The 23,347-nt window shown below is 64.7% G+C and carries 16 protein-coding genes and 1 pseudogene; 12 read left to right on the top strand and 5 right to left on the bottom strand.

What is annotated here, in order from left to right; all coding sequences use genetic code 11:
* Nucleotides 1–139 precede the first annotated feature (139 nt).
* Both ACFWAY_RS06630 and ACFWAY_RS06625 read left to right on the top strand, forming a co-directional pair.
* A complete protein-coding gene (locus ACFWAY_RS06630; protein ID WP_378510200.1) occupies nt 140–721 on the top strand; it encodes a flavin reductase family protein in 582 nt (193 codons plus the stop codon).
* On the top strand, nt 718–3,900 hold the full coding sequence (locus tag ACFWAY_RS06625) for a carboxyl transferase domain-containing protein (protein ID WP_378510199.1): 3,183 nt from the start codon (nt 718–720) through the stop codon (nt 3,898–3,900). Before ACFWAY_RS06630 ends, ACFWAY_RS06625 begins: the two co-directional genes overlap by 4 nt.
* Nucleotides 3,901–3,964: 64 nt before the next feature.
* On the opposite strand, the gene ACFWAY_RS06620 is transcribed toward ACFWAY_RS06625, so the two are convergent.
* Nucleotides 3,965–5,923 carry a flavin-containing monooxygenase gene (locus ACFWAY_RS06620; RefSeq protein ID WP_378457295.1) on the bottom strand — a complete coding sequence of 653 codons (1,959 nt, stop codon included), beginning with the start codon at nt 5,921–5,923 and terminating at the stop codon, nt 3,965–3,967.
* A gap of 285 nt (nt 5,924–6,208) precedes the next feature.
* Here ACFWAY_RS06620 and ACFWAY_RS06615 point away from each other — a divergent pair, with 285 nt between their 5' ends.
* Complete coding sequence (locus ACFWAY_RS06615; protein ID WP_378510198.1) at nt 6,209–7,534, top strand: MFS transporter; 1,326 nt, start codon at nt 6,209–6,211, stop codon at nt 7,532–7,534.
* Nucleotides 7,535–7,582: 48 nt separating this feature from the next.
* Here the strand turns inward: ACFWAY_RS06615 and ACFWAY_RS06610 are convergent, their stop codons facing one another.
* A complete protein-coding gene (locus ACFWAY_RS06610) occupies nt 7,583–8,359 on the bottom strand; it encodes an SDR family NAD(P)-dependent oxidoreductase (protein ID WP_378510197.1) in 777 nt (258 codons plus the stop codon).
* Nucleotides 8,360–8,626: 267 nt separating this feature from the next.
* On the opposite strand from ACFWAY_RS06610, the gene ACFWAY_RS06605 reads away from it, so the two are divergent.
* From ACFWAY_RS06605 to ACFWAY_RS06595, 3 genes and pseudogenes are all read left to right on the top strand, one after another.
* Nucleotides 8,627–8,935: an alcohol dehydrogenase catalytic domain-containing protein gene (locus ACFWAY_RS06605; RefSeq protein ID WP_378510196.1), complete on the top strand. Its 309-nt coding sequence runs from the start codon at nt 8,627–8,629 to the stop codon at nt 8,933–8,935.
* 132 nt (nt 8,936–9,067) lie between these two features.
* A complete protein-coding gene (locus tag ACFWAY_RS06600; RefSeq protein ID WP_378510195.1) occupies nt 9,068–9,562 on the top strand; it encodes a zinc-binding dehydrogenase in 495 nt (164 codons plus the stop codon).
* A 1,493-nt stretch (nt 9,563–11,055) separates the two neighbouring features.
* Nucleotides 11,056–11,881: pseudogene (locus tag ACFWAY_RS06595) on the top strand (GlxA family transcriptional regulator); the annotation flags it as partial.
* A gap of 734 nt (nt 11,882–12,615) precedes the next feature.
* Here ACFWAY_RS06595 and ACFWAY_RS06590 read toward each other — a convergent pair.
* Complete coding sequence (locus ACFWAY_RS06590; RefSeq protein ID WP_378510194.1) at nt 12,616–13,638, bottom strand: helix-turn-helix transcriptional regulator; 1,023 nt, start codon at nt 13,636–13,638, stop codon at nt 12,616–12,618.
* 59 nt (nt 13,639–13,697) lie between these two features.
* Here ACFWAY_RS06590 and ACFWAY_RS06585 point away from each other — a divergent pair, with 59 nt between their 5' ends.
* From ACFWAY_RS06585 to ACFWAY_RS06575, 3 genes are all read left to right on the top strand, one after another.
* Nucleotides 13,698–14,129: a VOC family protein gene (locus ACFWAY_RS06585; protein WP_378457290.1), complete on the top strand. Its 432-nt coding sequence runs from the start codon at nt 13,698–13,700 to the stop codon at nt 14,127–14,129.
* Between the two features lie 235 nt (nt 14,130–14,364).
* Entirely contained in the window at nt 14,365–16,428 is a 2,064-nt protein-coding gene (locus ACFWAY_RS06580; RefSeq protein ID WP_378510193.1) for a transglycosylase domain-containing protein, read from the top strand.
* Between the two features lie 469 nt (nt 16,429–16,897).
* Nucleotides 16,898–17,248, top strand: coding sequence for a hypothetical protein (locus ACFWAY_RS06575; protein ID WP_378457288.1), 351 nt, complete (start codon nt 16,898–16,900; stop codon nt 17,246–17,248).
* Nucleotides 17,249–17,321: 73 nt separating this feature from the next.
* Here ACFWAY_RS06575 and ACFWAY_RS06570 read toward each other — a convergent pair whose 3' ends face one another.
* Both ACFWAY_RS06570 and ACFWAY_RS06565 read right to left on the bottom strand, forming a co-directional pair.
* Entirely contained in the window at nt 17,322–18,650 is a 1,329-nt protein-coding gene (locus tag ACFWAY_RS06570; RefSeq protein WP_378510192.1) for a class I SAM-dependent methyltransferase, read from the bottom strand.
* 299 nt (nt 18,651–18,949) lie between these two features.
* Entirely contained in the window at nt 18,950–19,411 is a 462-nt protein-coding gene (locus ACFWAY_RS06565) for a hypothetical protein (RefSeq protein WP_378510191.1), read from the bottom strand.
* A gap of 172 nt (nt 19,412–19,583) precedes the next feature.
* Here ACFWAY_RS06565 and ACFWAY_RS06560 point away from each other — a divergent pair, with 172 nt between their 5' ends.
* The 3 genes from ACFWAY_RS06560 to ACFWAY_RS06550 all read left to right on the top strand — a co-directional run bounded on the left by ACFWAY_RS06560 (nt 19,584) and on the right by ACFWAY_RS06550 (nt 23,336).
* Nucleotides 19,584–19,844 (top strand): acyl-CoA-binding protein, encoded by a 261-nt coding sequence (locus tag ACFWAY_RS06560; protein ID WP_378510190.1) that lies wholly within the window; start codon nt 19,584–19,586, stop codon nt 19,842–19,844.
* Between the two features lie 278 nt (nt 19,845–20,122).
* Nucleotides 20,123–21,349, top strand: coding sequence for an NAD(P)/FAD-dependent oxidoreductase (locus ACFWAY_RS06555; protein WP_378510189.1), 1,227 nt, complete (start codon nt 20,123–20,125; stop codon nt 21,347–21,349).
* A 538-nt stretch (nt 21,350–21,887) separates the two neighbouring features.
* Nucleotides 21,888–23,336, top strand: coding sequence for an MFS transporter (locus ACFWAY_RS06550; RefSeq protein ID WP_378510188.1), 1,449 nt, complete (start codon nt 21,888–21,890; stop codon nt 23,334–23,336).
* The last annotated feature ends 11 nt before the right edge of the window (nt 23,337–23,347 follow it).

The following is a 23,347-nucleotide window of genomic DNA, read 5'->3' as shown; positions in this document are numbered from 1 at the left end:
CCGAATCTACGCGATCGTAGATTGTATCAACGACATAGTTGACAGAATTCCGGCTCCGGAGGAGGCTGCAATCAGTCTCCGCGTCGGGAGTCATATGTCCTCGATACCCGGCTCGGCTTCACGGACGAAAGGAATCACCATGGGCTCCACGATGGAGGGCAAGGTCGAGACACACGAATCCGACTCGCGCACCGCTGTCCCCGACGGCGTGATCGTCGACGAATTTCACGCGATAGACCCCTTGCGCTTCCGAAAAGTTCTCGGCCACTTCCCCACCGGCGTCGTAGCTGTGACCACCATGGACGCCGAGAACAACCCGACCGGCATGGCGGTCGGGTCCTTCACCTCTGTGTCACTCGATCCGCCACTGGTCGCGTTCCTGCCGGACAAGTCCTCGTCCACGTTCCCCAAGATCCGCTCGGCCGGACGCTTCTGCGCCAACGTGCTCAGCTCCGAGCAACAGCAGGTCTGCCGCAGTCTCGCTCGAAAAGGAACCGACAAGTTCGCGGACGTCACGTGGACCCGGACTCCCTCCGGCATGCCGCGCATCGAGGGTTCGCTGGCGTGGGTCGATTGTGAGATCGATGCCGTGCACGACGCCGGCGACCATCACATCGTTGTCGGCCGCGTGCGGCAGCTCGAACTCGATACCCCCGAATCACCGCTGATCTTCTTCCAGGGCGGTTACGGCGGCTTCGCAGCCGACCGGCCACCCGTATGACGTCCCTTCTGATCGCCAATCGCGGTGAAGTAGCGCTTCGAATCATCCGGACAGCCGCGGCCCGCGGAATCAGGACGGTCGCGGTGTACAGCGAAGACGAGCATGATGCCCCACACGTCGCTGCTGCCGACCACGCCCGTCCGCTGCGCGGAACGGGTCCCAGCGCATATCTGGATGTGGCGGCCGTTCGCGACGCGGCCCTGGAGGCCGGGGCGTCAACGGTTCACCCTGGATGGGGATTCCTCAGCGAGAGCGCCGAGTTGGCCGAGGCCTGCGCCGAGGCGGGACTGACATTCGTCGGACCCGATGCTCGTACGTTGAGGCTTCTCGGTGACAAGTCCTCCACACGTGAACTCGCGACCGGCTGCGGGGTACCCGTCCTCGCCGCCACCGCGGGTCCCACATCCAAGACCGACGCACGCGAGTTCGCGCAGTCGCTTCCTGCCGGCGCGGTGATCGTCAAAGCCACGGCAGGCGGTGGGGGTCGTGGTATGCGAATCGTAGAGGATCTCACCGAACTCGAACGTGCCATCGACAGATGCCGTTCCGAGGCGGAACGCAGTTTCGGCCTGTCCGATGTCTATGTCGAGGCCTACCTACCGCGGGCCCGACACATCGAGGTCCAGGTCGTCGGCGACGGGGTGATCACACCGATGCATCTCTTCGACCGCGACTGCACGGCGCAGCGCCGTCACCAGAAAGTCGTGGAGATCGCGCCCGCGCAGAACCTCCCCGAGTCCACTCGCAAGGAACTTCACTCCGCAGCGCTGACGTTGGCGTCATCCGTCGCGCTGAGAGGACTGGCCACATTCGAGTTCCTCGTGGAGTCCGATCACCTCGATCGGTGGTACTTCATCGAGGCCAATCCGCGCCTCCAGGTGGAGCACGGCATTACCGAAGCGATCACCGGTCTCGACCTGGTCGGTCTGCAACTCGACGTCGCACAGGGACGCACGCTCGAGGACGTCCAACTCTCACCGGCAACGCTCGGCGAACCGAGCGGTGTCGCGATCGAGGTGCGGGTCACCGGTAGCCCGAAACCAGATGGCTCCGACCGACTCACCGACGTTCGGTTTCCGTCCGGTCCGTCGATCCGCGTCGACTCTCACGCGCACGTAGGAATGCGAGTGGGAACCGGATACGACCCTCTGCTCGCAAAGGTCATCGTGCACCGAGAGGACGGCGACTTCGATTCGGCCGCAGCAGAACTAGACCACGCCCTCTCCGATCTGACCCTGAACGACATGGATACCGACGTCACGACGTCGTCGTGGCTGCTGGGCAGTGACGAGTTCCGGTTCGGCACGGTGACGACACAAACGATCGACGATCATCTGGCAACATTCTCGATATCGGATGCGCCCGCGGCGTCGGCGACACAACTCGAACTGCGGGCGCCGTCGTCGGGCACGGTCGTCGAGACGGCCGCGGTGCCGGGACAGGTCGTGCGAAGCGGCGACGCTCTGATCACGCTCGAAGCCATGAAGATGGAATCCGATGTCACCGCGACAGCATCAGGCCGCGTCGCCGGCGTGTGGGTGACGGCAGGCGATACCGTGAAAGCCGGACAGCTACTCGTGACCCTAGTGCTCGATGTACGTCAGGACGACGCATCGGCAGCCCCCATCGACGTGGACGTCACGGCCGAGCGCATGGATCTGTCCGAAATCGAAACACGGCAGCGTCGAACACTGGACGAGTCGCGTCCGGCGGCGATCGAACGACGGCACAAGCGCGGCAAACGCACCGCGCGCGAGAACGTCGATCATCTCGTCGACGAAGGAACTTTTCACGAGTACGGATCTCTCGTCGTGGCTGCGCAGCGACGCCGAAGGCCTCTGGGCGAACTCGAATCCGAAACGCCGGCAGACGGCCTCGTTACAGGATTCGGAAGGGTTGCCGGACGACCGGTGGCAGTGCTCGCGTACGACTACACGGTGCTCGCCGGAACCCAGGGCCTTCAGAGCCACAAGAAGGCCGAGCGGATGTTCGAGCTGGCCGGCCGCAGAGGCACACCGGTAGTGCTGTTCGCCGAAGGCGGCGGGGGTCGCCCCGGCGATACGGACGACATGTCCCGGGCGACGAGGATGGATCTCGGCACGTTCGTCGCACTCGGGCGGCTCAACGGTTCGGTCCCGACCGTGGGGATCGCTTCCGGCCGTTGTTTCGCGGGGAATGCTGCGCTACTGGGATCGTGCGATGTCATCGTCGCGACTCGTGATTCGACGATCGGCCTCGGCGGACCCGCCATGATCGAAGGCGGCGGCCTCGGCGTATTCGCCGCGGACGACATCGGTCCGGTGTCCGTCCAGGAGACCAACGGGGTCATCGACATCGTCGTGGCCGACAAGTCGGAGGCAGTCGACGTCGCCCAGCGATACTTGGGCTACTTCGCCGGCCCCACACCCGAATGGGCCGCCTCCGACCAGCGCTTGTTGCGTCACATCGTCCCCGAACGACGCAATCGGCCGTTCGACATCCGCACGTTGATCGACACCGTCGCAGACGAAGGATCCGTTCTCGAACTCCGACGCGGATTCGCCGGCGGATTGGTCACGGCGCTGGTTCGGATCGAAGGCAACGCCATAGGGCTCGTCGCCAACGACGGCAGCCGTGCGGGCGGCACGATCGGCAGCGCCGAAGCCGACAAGATGACCCGATTCCTGCAACTGTGTGAGGCGTATGGCCTTCCGGTCCTCACGCTCTGCGACACAGCCGGTTTCCTGGTCGGACCCGACGCTGAACGCACTGCGTCGGTGCGTCATGTGAGCAGGCTGTTCGTCACCGCGCCTGCCCTCACCGTTCCGTTCTGTACGGTGATCGTCCGCAAGGCCTTCGGACTGGGCGGCCAGGCCATGGCCGGTGGAAGCTTCCGCGTCCCGGACACCATCGTGGCGTGGCCCTCGGCCGAACTCGGTGCCATGGGTCCGGAGGGAGCCGTCACGCTCGGCTATCGTCGCGAACTGGCTGCGATCGAGGACGCCGAGGAACGGGAGCACGTCTACCGACGGCACCTGGATGACTACGTGGCGCAGGGCAAGGCCCTCAACGCGGCGTCCGTCTTCGAGATCGACGACGTCATCGATCCCGCAGACACTCGCTCACGGATCGTCGATATCCTCGCCGCTCCGCGCCCCGAACGCCCGACCCACGTTCACAGGCGCATCGACACCTGGTAAAAGTGATTCTCGAACGACTCTGCCCCGGAACCGATTCGGTACCGGGGCAGAATTCGCGGAGCAGCTATCGCGCAGTGTAGTTCTCCAGATCGGGGCGCCGCGTCATCTGCCAGTACTCGACGTTCAGGAACGGCATCACGAACACCACCCGTCCACGCGAGTTGCGGTAGTACGTCGACATCCCGCGGTGGGTCCAGACCGTGCGCGAATGGGTCGAGTCCACCAGCTCGTTGTACTCGACGTTCGCCTCAGGGCGCGCATCGATCGCCTTGATTCCACTCTTGAACATTTCGGTCAGTAGTCCACGTATGTACCGCATCTGGACCTCCATGAAGAACATGAAGCTGCCGCTACCCGGGAACGAGTTGGGGCCACCCAGCATGAAGAAGTTGGGGAACCCGGGAACCGACACACCGAGATAGGCCTTGGGGTCGTCGTCGTCCCACACTTCGCGTAGCGTCCGGCCGTCCATTCCCACGACGTCCATGGAACTCACGAAGCGTGCGGCTTCGAATCCGGTGGCCCACACGATCACGTCCACGTCGTTCTCAGTGCCCTGATCGTCAACCAGGCCCTCGGGCCGGACGGCGGTGACGGATCTGTCGATCAGGTCGACGTTGTCCTTGCGTAGGGTCGAGTACCAGCCGTTGTCGAGCAGAATCCGCTTACCGAACGGCGGGTAGTCGGGCATCACTTTGTCGAGCAGATCTGTTCGATCTCCGACCTGTGCCGTGATGTACCGCGTGAAGTACTCGCGATGGGCATCGTTACGGGCGTTTACGGAGCGCTCGGGGTGGTCCCATTCCGGGTCGACGCGTAGCGACTCGATCACCTTGTCACCGAACTGCCAGAACAGTCGAATCCAGTACCAGCTGTGGTAGATCGGGCAGGTTTGCATGAGGCGACGCAGTTCCACGGGTATCGGGGCGCGGAACTTCTCGAACGGCGCAACCCACTGGGGAGAGCGCTGATAGATACTGAGATGGGCTACGCGGTCCGCGATGGCCGGCGCGATCTGCATCGAGCTGGCACCGGTGCCCACGATCGCGACACGTTTGCCGTCCAGATCGAGGTCGTCCGGCCAATTGGCCGAATGGAAGCTTGCTCCGGTGAAGCTGTCAATCCCGGGGACGTTCGGCGATTTGGGGCGGTTCAACACCCCCACCGCACTGATCACCACATCGGATCGCAGCGTCGACGAGGAGCCGTCCGGATTGATCACGTCGACTGACCACTGTGCGGCTGCTTCGTCGTACCGCGTCGACCGCACTTCGGTTCCGTATCGAACACGTTCACTGGCACCGAGACTTTTCAACACGGCCGCGAAGTAGCCTTGCAGTTCGTTGCGGAGTTCAAAGTGTGTCGTCCAGTCGTTCTTTGCGAACGAGAACGAGTAGAGGTGACTGGGGGTATCGACACCCGCTCCGGGATACGTATTCTGCCACCAGTTTCCGCCGGCCTCTGGCTGCTTCTCCAGAATGACGTAGTCGATGCCCATATCCTCGAGCTGTTGCGCTGCAGCTATTCCCGCTACGCCCGTGCCGATGACGATCACCGAATAGCCCTCCGGTGCATCGACAGGCTCCAGTGCGAGGCTCGAGGCATCGGGCGCGGCGCGACGAGCGAGTTCGAGGGACAGCATAGGTCCGTATTCCTCCCCGACCTCCTCGCCCATGCACACACTCATCATCCGCACCGTGAGTTCGGGGGAGGGAGTCTCCACCGCAGGACGAGCGCCGTCCTGCAAATCCAGGATGGCCTTCACCGCGGCCTCCCGGATCTCATCCTGAATCGCTTCGTCGAGGCCGCCCGAGTCATGGTCGCCGAGGCCTTTGCCTCTCGTCGGCGTATACGGTGCTGCCAGCCACTTCTCGTCACCCGTCGTCTGGAACACGACCATGAGCAGCGAGGGTACATTTGCCCGCGCAACGGCGGTTCGGATCTCGGATTCAGTGAGCCGATCGGGATTGATTGAATCTTCGGTGGCTGCGCCTGCCACCTGGACTTGCTGGGCTGCCTTCATCTGAGCACCTCTCGCATCGAGTACGGGGACCGGAGCTGTGAATCGCTCCTCGCCGAGATCACGAGCTTTCAACATCAGCGTTGAAAACGTCTTCGACTCATGGTGGCAGCACGCGCGCCGAGTTGTCAACGTCCGCGTTGCAAAGACCGTGGCTATCCACGCAGACGTTGACAAAATGCACCCATGTAGGCAACATTTGTGTTGATTCTATGTGTCAGTCGTCACACGCATTCGTCGAACCCGAGGCACGGGCCTCTGGCGACGCTCACCCGAATGGACATGACCATGTCGAACACAGTCAGCTCCGCGCCTGGCACCGAGGTGGTGCTTGACGTCCAGAAGTCCCGAAAGGCGCTCGTCGCAGGTTCGCTCGGCAATCTCATCGAGTGGTACGAGTTCGCGATCTACGCCTACATGGCCCCGATCATCGCGCCGTTGTTCTTTCCCTCGGACAACCCGACCGCGTCGATTCTGTCGACGTTCCTTCTCTTCGCCCTTGCGTTCTTCCTCCGCCCTGTCGGGGCAGTGATTTTCGGGCGGATGACCGACCGCCTCGGCCGCAAGCCGGTTCTCGCGCTGATTATCGCGCTGATGACCGTTGCGACGACGTGCATCGGCTTTCTACCGACGCACTCCTCGATCGGGATCGTCGCGCCGCTGCTGTTGACGCTGTGTCGGGTCGCTCAAGGATTGTCCGCCGGCGGCGAGATGGGCGGAGCGGTGTCGCTCATGGTCGAGTCCGCACCCAGCGGCAAGCGTGGCCTGTACGGCTCCTGGTCATTCGTGGGAACCACGCTCGGATTCGTCCTCGGCGGCGGTGTGGCAACACTGCTGGCGGTCATCTTGTCCGATGACGCCATGGCCTCCTATGGCTGGCGGATCGGATTCCTGATCGCGGCGCCAATGGGCCTCATCGTCCTCTACCTGCGACTCAAGGTCGACGAGACGCCCCATTTCAAACAGATCAAGGTCGCCGTCGACGCAGGCGAGCCTGCCGTCGGGGAACCCATCGATCGACGACCACTGGCGTATCTTGCGGCAACCATGGGCGTCGTGGTCGTGTACAACGCTGTCGGCAACACCTTCATGGTCGGAATGCCGACATTCCTGTCGACCAGCTACGACATGTCCTTCGAGCGGTCGTACTTTCTTGCACTCGTCACCGGACTCATCGCCGGTCTGTCGATGCCGGCGTTCGGTGCACTGTCCGACCGCGTGGGACGACGCCCGGTGCTGATGTTCGGATCGATTGCGGTGGTGGTCCTTTCCTATCCCCTCTATTTTATGCTGAATCTCGGCTTCGGCGGTGGACTGGTGGCACTCGTGATCGCCGGTCTGCTCATCGGCGTCGTCGGAGGCCCGATGCCGGCGTTCCTTTCCGAACGTTTCCGTACCCGCAACCGTGCTACCGGCGTATCGGTAACCTACGCGTTGTCGGTCGCGATCTTCGGCGGCACGGCGCCGTACATCATCACTTGGCTTGCATCCACCACAGGTGATCCGCTGTCAGCGGCGTACTACACGCTCGGATGCGCAGGAATCAGTGTTGTTGCGCTATTGACGATTCGTGGCGCACAACGGTCGCAACACCGCGAGGAGCTCGAGCTCTGAGAACGTCGTGCCCCCGGATCCGATGGATCCGGGGGCATGGGGCTTTTCCTACCGTACGGCTGCGAATCCTCCGTCGACCGGAAGCAGTTGGCCGGTGATGAAGTGCGACGCGTCGCTCGCCAGGAATACGAGCACCGGAGCCAGATCGCGTTCGGCGCTGCCGAACGCTCCACCGAGCGGGATGTCTTTGCGGAGCTGTTCCTGGTAGGCGGCGAGCTCCTCCGGCCCCAGCGAGCTGGTGTACTTGTCGAACATCGGCGTGTTCACATAGGGCAGAACAGCATTGACGCGGATACCTGATGGGCCCCACTCACGAGCGACAGTCCTGGTCCACGTGTGTACGGCCCCCTTGGACGAGCCGTAGGTTGCGTTGGCCAATTCTCCGGTGAATCCGGACATCGACCCGAAGTTGACGATCGCCCCCGTACCCGCCGACTTCATGATCCGGTACGCGGATTGATTGGTATGAATCGTTCCCAGCACGTTCACACGATAGATGCTCTCGAACAAGTCATCGGTGATCTCCTCGGCCATCGCGGAGCGCTGCAGGCCGGCGATGTTCACAAGCACATCGATACCACCCAGTTCTTCTGCAGCAGTGCGGAACAACGACTCCGTGGCATCGCCGTCGGTGATATCGAGACGCGCGAACTCGACTGTTCCGGGCCCGACGTCGCCCGCTTCTTTCGCGACCGCTCGACCGCCTTCCTCGTTCAGGTCGTACGAACGCACGGTCGCACCCTCCACGGCGTACGCCTTTACGATGGCAGCACCGATACCCTGCGCACCACCGGTGACCAGGATGCGTTTTCCCTCGAGTTGCATGATGACTTCTTTCGGATTGAATTCGGCTCTCGGCGAGCTTCGTAACGAAAGCTGCCCGAGGCGGACCGTGGACCGAGCCGCCCACTTCGTCCATGATAACGGCGCATCTGTGCTTAACTGCAACAACATCTTTCGAATGCCAACTATCCGACGACCTGACGAACGACCGAATTGCACGGCGAGTACATGCCGTACCACTTCCACCCCGGCCGATGGTGTCGAAGATTTCATCGACACCATCGACGGAAAATCGAAAGGATCGAATCAATGAAGGCATGGCGATTCACTGCAGTCGACGAACAATTGCGACACGTGGAAATCGGCGAGCCGGTTCCCGGGCCCGACGACATCGTCATCGACACCGGAGCAGTCGGACTGTGCCACTCCGACATCGGGTTCATGAACGGAACCATCACACACCTACTCGGACACGTCCCGATCACACTCGGCCATGAGATAGTCGGCACCGTCTCTGCAGTCGGATCGAAGGTCTCCGAATTCGTCCTCGGAGACCGCGTCGGGATACCTGCTACCACGGATGGCCCGGGGACCGCGATAGACGGCGGCTACGCCTAGAAGGTCAGGGTTCCGTCCCACCTACCCGTCGCGCTACCCGACGGATTGTCGTTTCGCGACGCAGCGTCGGCAACGTGTTCGGGTCGCACTGCTTACCGGGCAGTGCACACAGCCGGGAAGATTGAATCCGGAATGAAGGTCGGCATCATCGGATTCGGTGGTCTCGGCTACTTCGGCGTCCAGATCGCGAAAGCAGCAGGAGCTTCCGTGTTCGTCGCTGAGGTCAATGAGGCGCGGTGGCCACTCGCGCGACATCTAGGTGTCGAGTCGTGCTCGAAGGACATCCGTGTCTTCGAATCCGAGGAACTTGATGTGATCATCGACTTCGCAGGCGCGGATGGGACTCTCGATTCGGCAATCGGCGCCATCCGGCACGGCGGCCGCATCGTCGAGGTCGGGTTGGGCGTCGAGGCCACCTCCGTTTCCATACCCAGCATCACGATGAAAGAAGTACATATCGTCGGCGCATCGAACGGCACCAAAGCCGAAGCGAGCGCGATACTCGCGCTGATAGCCGAAGGGGCAGTACAGCCGAAGACCCAGCAGATCTCGTTCGGCGAGATTCCCGAAGGCCTGCACCGCCTCGAGCAGGGCGCACCCGATGGACGGCTCATCGCGGTTCTCTAGACCCGCCCCTCCGCTGCTGCCGACAGTGGGGCGAGTCGATTCCCATCCATCTGGCGGCCGAGTTGCGGCACTCGAGTCGTTGGAGCGCCGAGGCCGCAGTGACATCGAGCTGGCGATCGTCGAATCCGGCACTTCAGCTGTGCGGAATCGGAATCGGAACGCTGATCGTGGGCAAGTTCCTGCCTCGCGTCGTTCGATTCACCGGTTCCGCTCAGCGCCGCGCTGGGCTGCGTGAAGACGTGCCTCTCGCATCCTGCGCGGTCGGTTGAGTGGGTTGACCCATGTTCAGTGATTGACATCACATGCTGCCTTTCGCTAAGTTCAAACTGATATCAGTTCAATCCGCAAGGTGTGGTCATGTCATACGTCCCCATCCAGGGCACAGGCATGCGGGCCTTCAGCTGCGAACGTCTCTGTTCTTTGCTCGATGGCGACACGCTCGCAGTCGATCTCCCTACCGGAAGTCCAGCAAACGCACGAACCTCATCACAAGGTACCAATGTCAATGAAAAATTCAGCTGCTACTGAAGACGATGTACGACGCTACCGTCGAAGGAAGGCCCAGCGGCGGGGCGAGAGGCAGTTTCCTCGACCCCGTAAGGATGTGGAGGACTTCATTGCCTTCGCGCGGACGTGGGCACCATTCGGAGGCGCCTCCGATGAAGACGTTTTCGTCAAGTATGGAATGTCGCGTGCGAAGTTCGTCAACACCCTCTGGAAGTGCATTCCGGAGAGTGTTGACTGCGACCCTCAGATAGTGCAACAACTCCTGAATGCCTACCCACCGGAGAGGTAACCTTCGTAGTGCAATACGCGCGGCGGCCACCGCGGTGACAGCCCCTGAAGGCGAAATAGTGAGCCGCATTGACGAATTGGCTCACAACGGATAGTTGATCCATCACATGGACACGCGAGCCTCCGCGACCGGTCTCGGGTGGAATGGTGATCCGGGCGTCCGTCTCGGTGAGGGATTGGTACACCCAGCCCCCCGAAGATCGCGGCGGTGGTCCGGGGTTCGATCGCCCTCAACGGCAGCCCGATCGCAAGCCGACGTCATGCCGGTGTGGCTGCCTGCCAATCCGGCACGGCACGCTCGGCCAGTGAGGTGTTGTCGTCGATGACGCTCGCCTTCCGCCTGGGCCCGGAGGAGAACGGCGGCCCACTGTTCGTCCGTTCGCGGCTGCGCCGTGGTTTTGGCACTCCCCCACACCGCATCAGCACCGGAAATGACCGGCATTCGGCATGAGAAGGCGTCGGCGCAGCGTATCGGGCCGTCGACGCGATCCCGTTTTCGTCGAGCACCCGGCGACGCCGTCGGGCCGATCTTCAAGCTGATGGATGAGCTTCGATCGCGGCCGGCGCACAACATCGCCGGGTCCAGTTTCTCGTTCAGCCTGATACCTCCACGGAGAGGCCTTCCTGCACTCTGTGAGCGGGCAGTTCCGAGCGTATGTCGGTCGGTTGCACCTCATCCGCGGTGACACCGATCGACAGCGTCCTCTATCGGCATACAAATATCCTTTGACGGCAACGCAGGATCGGAGCCAGCCGCCGACCTTCCTCGTGGCCGGCGGCGACACCTACCCGCGAACCGCCATCGCCCGTGACGTCGTCGAGGCCATCGGCGCCCTGGCGACGCGAGCTGCTCGGTCGGCTCCATCCGCACAGGGGCATTCATCCTCGCGGCGGCCGGCCTCTTGGAGGGCAAATGCGCTATCACGCACTGGAAATCGCACACGAACTTGCCGACCGACACCCGACGACCCTCGTCGAACCTGACTCCTTCTATATTCGCGACGGCACCACGTACACGTCCGCGGGAGTGAGCGCCCGCATCGACCTAGCGCTGGCCGCTGGTCGAAGACGACCACGGCCCCGACCTGACGCGCGCCGTCGCCCGACGCCTGGTGGTCTATTTGCAGCGCGCGGGCGGGCAATCGCAGTTCTCTGCCCCACTCCAAGGCCCACCGCCGCGAACTCCAGTCCTCCGCCGAATTGTGGATCTGGTGACGGCGGACCCCGCCGCGAACCACTCACTCACCGAACTCGTCAGACACCTCAACGTGAGCCCTCGACACCTCACCCGACTCTGTCGAACCGAGCTGTCCACCACACCGGCCCGGTACGTCGAGCTGGTCCGATTCGACATGGCAAGGGCCCTACCTGGCCAGGGACACAACACAACGTAACGCAAGCAGCATCACTCGCCGGATTCCCCGGCTACGAGAAGCTACGACGAGTCTTCGTGCGGGAGCTATCGATGTCCCGGCTGCCTACCAACGCCGCTTCGGCACCGCGCACCGCGCCGACGCGGGGTAGCCAGACGCACAGCCGAAAAGTTTGACCATTTGCGCAATTCACGGCCAATCGCGTTGCCGATGGCGACTCCGTCATCCTCGACAGCGGTTCCACAACGTACGAGGTAGTAATTCCCCCGGTGAACCGCCATGATACGACGTGTCCGACCGGCTCATCACCGATGTGGTACGGCTGCAGCGCGCGCCGGCCACATCGGGATACCGACGGCGGCGGGGTATGCGGCCCGCACCACATCGATGGGATCGGCAATGGTATGTAGGGTCGCACGACAGGAATCGACTTGTCGAAGAAGTGCCGTTGCGGTGCTCCGGCATTCATTCAGCGTGTCGGGGCCGAAACACCGGTCAAGAATCATACCCGCCAGCGGCGATTGAGGGCGTTTCGGCGTAACCAATTCTTTGCTTGCACCCAACCGCTGTGGAGCGGGTCGATGACGTCGAAGTGATCGGCCCCTGCGATCTCGGTGTACTCAACCTTTCGCCCGCCGATCGTGAAACGCTCACGAAGTCTCTGCTGTGCTGCACTGGAACTCGATCGCCCTGGTCGCCGTGGAGGACGAGGTGGCGGCTCTCCAGAGGTAGCTGCTATCGATGAGGCAGCTTCGAAAGCCACGGGCTCTCATCGGAGAGCGCCCCGATGAATGGCAGCGGCGCGCCGTCCTCCAGTTCGTCGACGAAGCATCTGCGCAGATCTGTGTTGGTGCCAATGCGATTGCGACACCGCGACCGCCGGTATCAGCCGAGGTCGCGATCGAGGGCCTCGCCGTCAGGAGACGACTCACCGGGGTGAACGATGTCGTCGGCAGCGGCGGTGAGTCGTTCTGCCAGTGATCGGATGAGACCGCGAAGCGCGTCGGGATGCTCGACGGCGAACGGAAGACCTAACCCGGCAAGCAGAGTGGGTACCCAGTCCAACCGCTCGGCGCGCAGCCGCACTCGGACCCAGCCGTCGACATGGGGGATGTCGTGCACGGTGGCGATGTCCGCCGGGAGCCGGGACCGGACCTGCTCGGCCGTGCCCTGGACGCGTACTGAGACTGCGTGCCGCCAAGGCGCCTCGGCAAGCCCGGACAGCACGCGCTCGGCGGGATCGAATCCGTCGGGGAGGTCGAAGGTTCCCGCTTGCGGCTCGACCGCCGTGATCCGGTCCAGTCGGAAGGTCCGGGTCTCCTCGCTCGCAGAGTCTGCGCCCGTGACGTACCAGCGTCCGGAATGGGCGACAATGCCGTACGGGTGCACGATCCGCTCGCTGCGCCGTCCGTTCGGGGAGGTATAGCTGACGGCGACCGGCGTGCGGTCCCGCGCGGCCTCGGCGAGCCAGAGCAGGACGGTCGTTTCCAACTCGATCACGGGGCGGCCGCGGACGGTGAAGTCGGTGGCCTGCAGCAGCGCATCCAGCCGACGTCCCAGCGCCTCGGGCAGCACGCGCTGCACCTTGGCCGCGGCGCTCTCGGCCGCGGCGACGGACGTGGTCAGCAGACCCGCCCGACGTCCGGCGACCAGCCCCAACAGCACGGCAAGGGCCTCATCATCGGTGAGCATGAGGGGAGGCATGCGAAACCCGGGCGCCAATCGGTAACCGCCGTACCGGCCGCGCACTGATCGCACCGGGATCCCCAGCTCGGCCAAGTGGACGGCATAGCGACGAATGGTGCGCTCGTCGACGCCGAGCCGGTCCGCCAGGTCGTCAACCGTGCGGGTGCCCCCGGACTGCAGGATCTCGAGCAGGGCGAGTATCCGGGTGGTGGGACGGGTCACCACAAAAGTATCGCAATACCGGGCGGATTCTGTCCGCTATTCGCCGTAGCGTGCTCGTCATGAACACTGACAGCTCAGCCCCCAGCCCGCCGCACAGCCTGGTGTCGATCCGCGTCATCACCGACGACGTCGCTCGCTTGGTCGACTTCTACGAGAAGGTCAGCGGCATGCCCGTCCGCTGGTCAACGCCCGACTTCGCCGAACTGCAGACGCCCGCGGGCACCTTGGCGATCGGTAGCACACGCACGGTCGCGCTGTTCGGTGCCAACTCTGCGCGTGCAGGAGACAACCACACCGCGATCATCGAGTTCCTCGTCGACGACGTCGACACCGAGTACGAGCGGATCAGGCAGGTCACGACCGAGTTCGTCAACACGCCGACTACGATGCCGTGGGGCAATCGATCGCTGTTGTTCCGTGACCCCGACGGCAATCTCGTCAACTTCTTCACCCCCGTCACGCCAGAGGCCAAGGCCAGATTTGGACGGTGACCGCGGCGAGATCCCTGGCCGGCGGCCTCCTGCCGGCGAGGGGTCTCGTCGAGAGGGGTGATCCGGTATTCGACGGCAACGGTGCGCGGCCGGCGGTAGCCGAGCCGAACGTCGTCCTCCCACCTGCAGGAGCGCCACAAGCGTGTCATTTCCGCCCCGGCCGTGCCGCGTGGCCCGATAGTCTTTCCAGCACCGGTTGATTCGTTGCCGGTGGACCGTTGAATGAGGTGCCGAATTGCATACCAAGACTGTTCTCAAGCTGACCGGCGCCACCCTGGCCGCGGGGGTAATGCTGGCCGGGGTGATGTTCCCGATCGCCGCGGGGCTCGGGTACGCATCCAACCGTGCCGCCGACAGCGTCGGTAATTCCTCGGCCGAACTGGCCGACGGGGTGGTGCCGGCGGTGACGACCATGACCGACATCACCGGGAACCCGATCGCCTGGCTGTACGATCAGCGCCGATTCGAGGTTCCCAGCGACCAGATCTCCAACGAGATGAAACTGGCGATTCTCTCCATCGAGGACAGGCGGTTCGGCGAACACCAGGGGGTGGACTGGCAGGGCACGATGCGGGCGTTCTTCACCAACACCACCAGCGGTCAGATCGAACAGGGTGCCTCGACCATCAATCAGCAGTACGTGAAGAACTACCTTCTGCACGTGGTCGCCAAGACCGACGCCGAACGTCGTGCCGCGATCGAGACCACGCCGGTCCGCAAGATCCGGGAGATCCGGATGGCAATGACCCTCGATCAGGAACTCTCCAAAGAGGAAATTCTCACCCGGTATCTGAACCTGGTGCCGTTCGGCAACGGTTCCTTCGGGGTGCAGGACGCCGCCCGCACGTACTTCGGCATCGACGCCAAGGACCTGAATCTGGCGCAGTCGGCGATGCTCGCGGGCATGGTGCAGTCCAGCTCCGCGCTCAACCCCTACACCAACCCGGAGGGGGTGTTCGAGCGCCGCAATGTCGTCCTGGACACCCTGATCGTGAATGTTCCGGACCGGGCCGCCGAGATCCGCGCCCTGAAGGAAACGCCGCTCGGGGTGCTCCCGAAACCGAACAACCTACCCCGCGGATGCATCGCCGCCGGCGACCGCGGGTTCTTCTGCGACTACGCGCTGCAGTACCTCCAGAGCGCCGGACTGTCCCGGGAGCAGCTCGAAAAAGGCGGCTACCTGATCCGCACCACCCTCGATCCGGCCGTGCAAGGGTCGGTGAAGTCGGCGGTATCCACGTACGCCGACCCGAGACTCCCGGACATCGCGAGTGTAATGAACGTCGTGCAGCCGGGGCAGGACCAACACAGGGTCCTGGCCATGGCGGGCAGCCGCAATTACGGCCTGGACGCGGCCGCCGCCGAGACGGTTCAGGAGTTGCCCTATTCACTGGCCGGGCACGGCGCCGGATCGGTGTTCAAGATCTTCACCACCGCAGCGGCCATGGAGAAGGGGCTGCGACTGAACGCGATCCTGGACGTGCCCGGCCGGTTCGATGCCCGCGGGATGGGCGACGGTGGTGCCCCCGGGTGCCCGGCGGCGGCCTACTGCGTGCAGAACGCCGCCCCGTATCCCCGGGCACTGTCGGTCACCGACGCCCTCGCCCAGTCACCGAACACCGCGTTCGTGAAACTTCTCCAGGAAACCGGGGTGGACGCGACGGTGGACATGGCGGTGCGCCTCGGCATGCGGTCCTATACCGAGCCGGGCACCTCCGGATATGGGGACCAGAGCCTTGCCGACATGCAGAAAGACCAGAATCTGGGGTCGTTCACCCTCGGCCCGGTGTGGATCAATCCGCTCGAGCTGTCGAATGTCGCCGCGACCCTTGCCTCGCACGGCAAGTGGTGCCCGCCGACGCCGATCGAGTCGATCGTCGACCGGCAGGGCCGGTCGGTCCCGCTCGCCCAGCAGGCGTGCGAACAGGTCATCGATCCCGGCCTGGCCGACACCCTGTCCAACGCGCTCAGCAAGGACGACCTGCCCGGTGGCACGGCGTCGGCCGCGGCCGGGGCCGCCGGGTGGAAGCTGCCGATGTCCGGCAAGACCGGGACCACCGAATCGCACATGTCGTCGGCGTTCGTCGGGTACACCAACAACCTGGCCGGTAGCGTCTACGTGTTCGGTGACTCGCCGACCCCCGGCCAGATCTGCACCAGCCCACTGCGCTCGTGCGGGGACGGCAACCTGTTCGGCGGCACCGAGCCGGCCCGCACCTGGTTCAAGGCGATGATGCCGATCGCGAACAACTTCGGCCCCACCACCCTGCCTCCGATCGACCCGCGCTACGCCCGCTGACCGGACGACGGGCGGCGGGCGGCGGGCGGCAAAGGTCTGTCGGACGGGGATTCCCGCGAACGTACTGAGCAGTGCGTTCGGGTCGGTTCGATCGATGAGGGCAAGTGTGGATCCGATGCTGCGCGGGCCAGCCCTGCCGCCCCGAGAGCGAAGCCCCACTCCTCGACGTCTGTGCGGACAGCGCCTCGACCTTGGGGGTTCCCAACAGCAGCGATCAACACCGCTGGGTCGCGAATCGACGCCCAGTTCACCGAAGGACACCTCGTCGGCGAGGCATCATGGCCCGCTTGGACACCGACACCACTGACGTCGTACACGAGGCCAAGCGGCGGCCCGCCCTTAGTTTCGCGCTGGTAGGTTTAGTCGAAATGCTGCCGCGCGAGCGGAGTTTGCCTAGCCTCGACGGATGGCACCGGTCCCCGCGGTGGCTAGCCTGACGCCGCACACGGCGACATGTATGGGAGGACCCATGAGGCGCCTGACCGGTCGATGGCGGATCGTGGAGATGGACCTGTGGGACCGCGACGCCATCGACCTCGTCGAGCCTGGCTTCATCGACTTCGCCGGCGACGGGACCGGCCAGTTCGGCTTCATCGCCGTCCGCGGCTCGATGGACTGCCGGACCACCGAACGCGACGGCCGCACCACTGTGGAGTTCAGCTGGGAAGGCGACGACGAAGGCAACCAGGTCAGCGGGCGCGGCTGGGCCGTACTGATGGATGACGCAACCCTCGAAGGGCACCTATTCATCCATCTCGGCGACGACTCGGGCTTCCGGGCGGACCCCTTCGTCCATGCCGACCGGCAGGATCGGCGATGAGTGGGTACCACTACTACGATTTACTCGCCGTCGCCCGCCCATCGTCGGTCGGATTATGTGCTTCCCAACGGTTTCAGTGTTCGCGAGCCGGCGGAGTTGGTATAGGCACTGATGACTGCAAGAGTTCGCCACGGGTACCGGGCATGCCGCTGTCACCCCGTTCGGAGGATTTGACTGCCAGAACCTGGTTGATCCCGAGCCGATTGGCCGCAAAAGCCAACGCCGCGCCGGCCATGTACAGCCGCCATACCCGAGCCCGCCCGGCGCTGCTACAGGCCACCGCCTCGTCCCAGTTCGCCTCCAGGTTCCCCACCCAGGCCCGCAGGGTCAGCGCGTAGTGCTCGCGCAGCGACTCGACGTCACGCACCTCGAAACCGGCCCCTTCGAGCGCCTCGATCATCGTCGTGAGCGGTTCGATTTCTCCGTCGGGGAACACATAGCGATCGATGAAGGAGGTTTTGGAGAACCTGGCAGCGGGTTTGCGTGGTCGCCGCGAGATCGCGTGGTTGAGCAACCGCCCCTGCGGGCGTAGCAGCGCGAACAGGTCCGCGGCGTAAGTCGGCAGCATCGCTGCGCCGACGTGCTCGGCCATGCCGATGCTCGAGATCGCGTCGTAGGGGCCGTCTGTGACGTCGCGATAGTCCTGGACTCGGATCTGCACCAATTCCCCCACACCCGCGTCGACCATCCGTTTGCCGGCGTAGTCCGCCTGCTCGTGGGAGAGGGTGACACCGACGACGTGCACGCCGTACTGACGTGCCGCGTGCAGTGCGAAGGTCCCCCACCCACAGCCGACGTCGAGGACCCGCATCCCCGCGGCCAGGCCGAGCTTGCGGGCCACCAGATCGCATTTGGCGTACTGAGCTGCGTCCAGATCCCCGCTCGGCTGCGCCCAATACGCGCACGAGTAGGTCATCGACTCACCGAGCACGAGTCGATAGAAGTCGTTGCCGACGTCGTAGTGGTGGCTGATCGCGGCAGCGTCACGCTCCTTGTCGTGCCGGTCCCCGCGCGCCAGTTTCATCTCCTCCGCCGGCGGCTTCGGTGGCAGGCCGATGATCCCCAGACGCAGCGCCGCTGTCACCAGCGCCTTCTTCGTCTGCCTGTCTATCCGTACACCGGGGCCCCTGCTCGGGTCCGACACCTGCTCCAACACGTCCAGTCCGGCGAGCAGGTCTCCCTCGATGTCGATGTCGATGTCGCCGGACACGTAGGCCCGAGCGAAACCGAGGTCGTTGGGCGCCCACAGCAACCGCCGCAGACCACGCCGATTGACGATGTGCACCTGCCACGGCGCGTCCGAAGGCCCACTCCGACTACCGTCCCAACACCTGATCCCTACCGGGACCTGCGCACCCAGCACCGCGCGAACCAACGGCGCCACCGTGTCCGAGACCGTCATACACACCTCCGTCAAAGTCTGAGTCCAACCACCACCGCGGCTGCTCAGTTCACCTCGCTCGCCGTGACGCAAGGGTCTGTCAACCCGTACCAACGTCCCGCAATCCCACCTCGTCGACCATATCGATGGAACCCCCCTCGCCGCAGACCATCACACCGATTCCAGTTCGGTGTAACCCCGCTTCTCGAACGCCGACTCGCCCTCGAATGGGCCGCCCGCACCGGATCATGGGTGTCTACTCGGACGAGCCGGGCGTGTCGATCATGATCGCCTGCAACTTCGGCACCGTCGTCTCCCGCCTATAGTCGGTTGCCCCCGGGGGCTGGTCGTTCCTTCGGCACCAGCAGGGCGAGCAGCGCGATTATCAGGCCGCCGCCGACGAGGTACAGCCCCCAGTGGCCGCTGAGCAAGTTGTCGTAGTTGTCGCGGACGAAGTCGCCGACGCGATCATCGAGCCGCCACAGGAACACCGCGGTGGTGCCGATCCCCACGATCACGCCCAGCCACCCGGCCGCGCGCGAACCCACCAGGGCGGCGACCAGCAGCAGAACCGCGGCCGACAGCAGCAGTACAGTCATCGACATGTAGAACACCACGGCCTGATTCTCGACCTGGTCGAAGGTGAACCCGGCAGGGAAGCCGTCGCGCAGATCGACCAGCGCGACATCGCTCGGTCGTATTTCGCCGACGATCGGAAGGAAGGCGCCGACCGCAACCGCGATGGCGCATGCGAACAGGACCAGATGGACGAAGGTGCGCATGGGCGTTCTCCTCTGTCGGGTGACGAGGTGCTCGGGCCCACAGAAACCGCCGCAGCTGCTCGCTCCGCCCAAACACGATCGCGCACCGCCGACTCCGAGCGAAGGGATCAGGCGCCATCGGCTCCCGCGTTACGATTGCGTCGAAGAGTCCGTCCGAGAGCCAGGGGTGCCCATGTCGGATCTGGATCAGGCGTTTGCCGACGCGCAGGAGAACGTCAAGAAACTCACCTCGCGGCCGGCCAACGATGAGCTGCTGCGGCTGTACGCGCTGTTCAAGCAGGGGTCGAAGGGTGATGTCGAGGGCAAGCGGCCCGGTCGGCTCGACATGGTCAACCGCGCCAAATACGACGCCTGGACCAAGTTGGCGGGTACGAGCAGCGCCGATGCCAAGCAGGGCTACGTCGACCTGGTAGCCCGGCTCACACAAGGCTGAGTTCAGGGGTTCCGCGAGTGAAGTCACGAATCGCTGCGGTGGTCCTCGGTGTCGGTCGTGGCCCTGATGGTCAATGCGTTCCTGGCATTTCGAACGCACCGCGACGCGGAATCCTTTGGCGGCGGCCCGGTGCCGCAGGCCGACGGTCGAGCGTCCGGACGCGCTGATTGCCGAGCTGACTGCGGCCGCCCATCGGAGGGCCAGGAACCAGCTTGGCTGGATGAACGATCGCGCGTGATCCAGCGGTCGTCTCGGCGCAGACCTGGCACGATGGCGGTGTGACCGATTCCAACCGCGTCCTCGTCCTCGGCTCGGGATTCGCCGGCTTATGGGCTGCGCTGGGAGCGGCCCGGCGGCTCGACGAACTCGACGCGGCCGGCACCGTCGAAGTCACGGTGATCAGTGCGCAGCCGTACCACGACATCCGGGTCCGCAACTACGAGGCAGACCTGAGCGCCTGCCGCATCCCGCTGAGCGACGTACTCGACCCGGTCAACGTCGAGCACATCGCCGCCGAGGTGACGGCCATCGACACCGCGGCGCGCACCGTCACCGTGTCGGACCACGAGACACAGGACACGCAGAGATACGACCGCTTGGTCATGGCGCTGGGCAGTCGAGTGGCGAAACCCGATATCCCCGGTCTGCGGGAATTCGGCTTCGACGTCGACACCTACGACGGCGCAACGAAACTACAGCGCCACCTGGCCGCGCTGTCCGACGGCCGAGCGAACCGGGGCGCGGCGACCGTTGTAGTGGTCGGCGCCGGCCTCACGGGCATCGAAACCGCGTCCGAGCTGCCCGCAATGGTGGCAACGGTGTGCGCCGGACGCAACGTCGAACCGCGGGTGGTGCTGATCGACCACAACCCCTACGTCGGTTCCGACATGGGCGCATCGGCGCGACCGGTGATCGAAGCGGCTCTGTCCGACAACGGCGTCGAAACGATGACCGGTGTCGGCGTCGCAGCGGTCGACGAGCACGGCGTGACGCTCTCCTCCGGAGAGGTGCTGGCCGCGGGCACCGTCGTCTGGTGTGCGGGGATGCGGGCGAATCCGCTGACCGCACAGCTCGGTGCCGACCGCGACCGGCTCGGTCGCCTGCCGGTCGACGACTTTCTGCGGGTGATCGGCTCGCCCGGAGTATTCGCCGCTGGTGACGTCGCCGCGGCGCGGGTGGACGACGACCACCTGTCGGTGATGTCATGCCAGCACGGGCGCCCGATGGGCCGCTACGCGGGCTACAACGTCATAGGCGATCTGCTCGGGGAGCCGATGCTCCCGCTCCGGATCCCCTGGTACGCCACAATTCTCGACCTGGGACCGGCGGGTGCGGTGTACACCGAGGGGTGGGATCGCCAGGTGGTCTCGCGCGGCGCGCAGGCGAAAGCCACCAAGGTCACCATCAACACCCAACGCATCTATCCCCCGTTGAACCGAGACCGCGACGCACTGCTGGCCGCCGCCGCACCGGCGCTGCAGGCACGGCCCGATCCCGGACAATGACGCTCAGGAAATCGAGGACTTCGTCGCCCTATGCGGCACGCAGGTCGGCGGTCCAGGTCGTTTGACCACGCTGTCTCGCTTGTCGATCACTAGGCTGGCTCGGTCGTCGCGACAATACGGACGCCGCCCGCCGGCCGGGGCCGGTCACCCCCGACAGCAAAGTTCACCCACCCGCCCGCAGCCGCCGCGACGGTGCCCCATCCACCTGGGTTTTGAACTATTCCCCGGCCCAAAACATTCTGTGACCAGTGAGTTTCACGCGTCGTCATGAGACCGAAGGTTCGACATGAACAATACGACATCTGCGTCCTGCTGTGGCCATAGGCTCAAGCGCCTATTGTGCCGGACTCTTGGTGACCATGATGTTGGGGCTGTCGGGTTTGCGCTGGCCCGCTGGGCACCTCTGGCTGTGGTTCTGTGATGTCAACATCCACACAGCCTGCGCGAGTGAGGATCTGACCCAAATGTGTGCGGGTGCAGAGACTGTGTGTCGTATCTGTCATGGACATCGGCGGGTGACGCGCCTTACCCTCAACTAGTGAGCGTAGCTAAAGAAACCCGGGAGGGTTTGATTCTGCCCATGCTGGTCTTCCTCGGTGTGGTCTCCACCGCGGTCGGCAGCCTCGGCGCCCCATTGCTGGTGACCATCGCCGACGTCGACGACGTGTCGCTGGCTGCGTCGCAGTGGACGTTGACCATCTCACTGCTTATCGGCGCGGTCGCCTCACCCCTGTTGGGCCGACTGGCCGACGGACCTCACCGCCGACCGGTCATCCTGTCCGCCACCGCCGTGGTGTGCATCGGCTGCGTGCTCTCCGCTCTACCCCTCGGCTTCGGGTCGCTGATGATCGGACGCGCGATGCAGGGCGTCGGCCTCGGACTGGTTCCGCTGGCGATCACCGCGGCACGCGACGCCCTCCCCGCACCCAAGGTCGGGCCCGGAATCGCCCTGCTCGGCGTGACCACCGCCGCCGGACTGGGCGTCGGCTACCCAGTAGCCGGACTCGTCACCGAATACCTCGGACTGGCGGCAGCATTCTGGTTCGGAGCAGCCGTCAGCGCCGTGGCGTTCCTGCTGGCCGCATGGCTCCTCCCCTCGAGCTCCGCGCGTCCCCGCCGCCGCGTCGACGTCACCGGCGCGGTCCTGCTCGGCATATGGGTCACCGCCCTGCTGCTGGTGTGCTCCCAGGGACCCGAGTGGGGATGGACCTCTCCCCGCCTGCTCGGCACGCTCGCCGCGGCACTGGTCGTCCTCGTCGGCTGGACCCTCTGGGAGCTACGGACAACCCACCCCCTCGTAGAACTGCGGCTGCTGCGGCACCGCTCCGTGCTGGCCGCCGACATCACTGTCGTCCTCGTCGGCCTCGGCATCTACCCGTTGCTGTCACTGGTGGTGCGCTACGTCCAGGCCCCCACCGGCACCGGATACGGATTCGGCGCCTCCACCCTCGTCGCCGGGCTGATGCTCGTGCCGTACTCGATCGCCAGCTTCGCCGCCAGCAAAGTCACCCGACACCTCCTGCGCCGGATGTCGCTCGAAACCGTCGTCGCCGTCAACTGCCTCGTCCTCATCGCCGCCATGGTGCTGTTCCTCACCACACGCGCGAACCTGATCATGCTGCTCGTGACGATGGCACTGGCCGGATTCGGTGTCGGCTGCATCTTCGCCGTCCACCCCGCACAGATCGTGCGGGGTGCGCCCGCCGAGGAAACCGGCAGCGCCACCAGCTTCTACCAAGTCCTCCGCTACATCGGCTACTCCGCCGGCAGCGCCCTCAGCGCCACCCTGCTGATCTCGACCATCCCCGCCGGGGACGGCACACCCACCGACACCGGCTACGAGGCCGCCGCCTGGTTCGGGATCGCAGCCCTCGTTGTCGCACTCGCCGCTGCCACGATACTGAGCAGAGGCACAACCCCCGCCGCAACCGATCCGCGCGCGGCCGTCACCGACAACGAGCGTGCTGTCGCCGCCGTCAAACCGTAACAGTCACAACG

Source organism: Rhodococcus sp. NPDC059968, assembly GCF_042738615.1.
Lineage (GTDB): Bacteria > Actinomycetota > Actinomycetes > Mycobacteriales > Mycobacteriaceae > Rhodococcus_F.
This window is presented reverse-complemented; position numbering and strand designations above follow the sequence as displayed.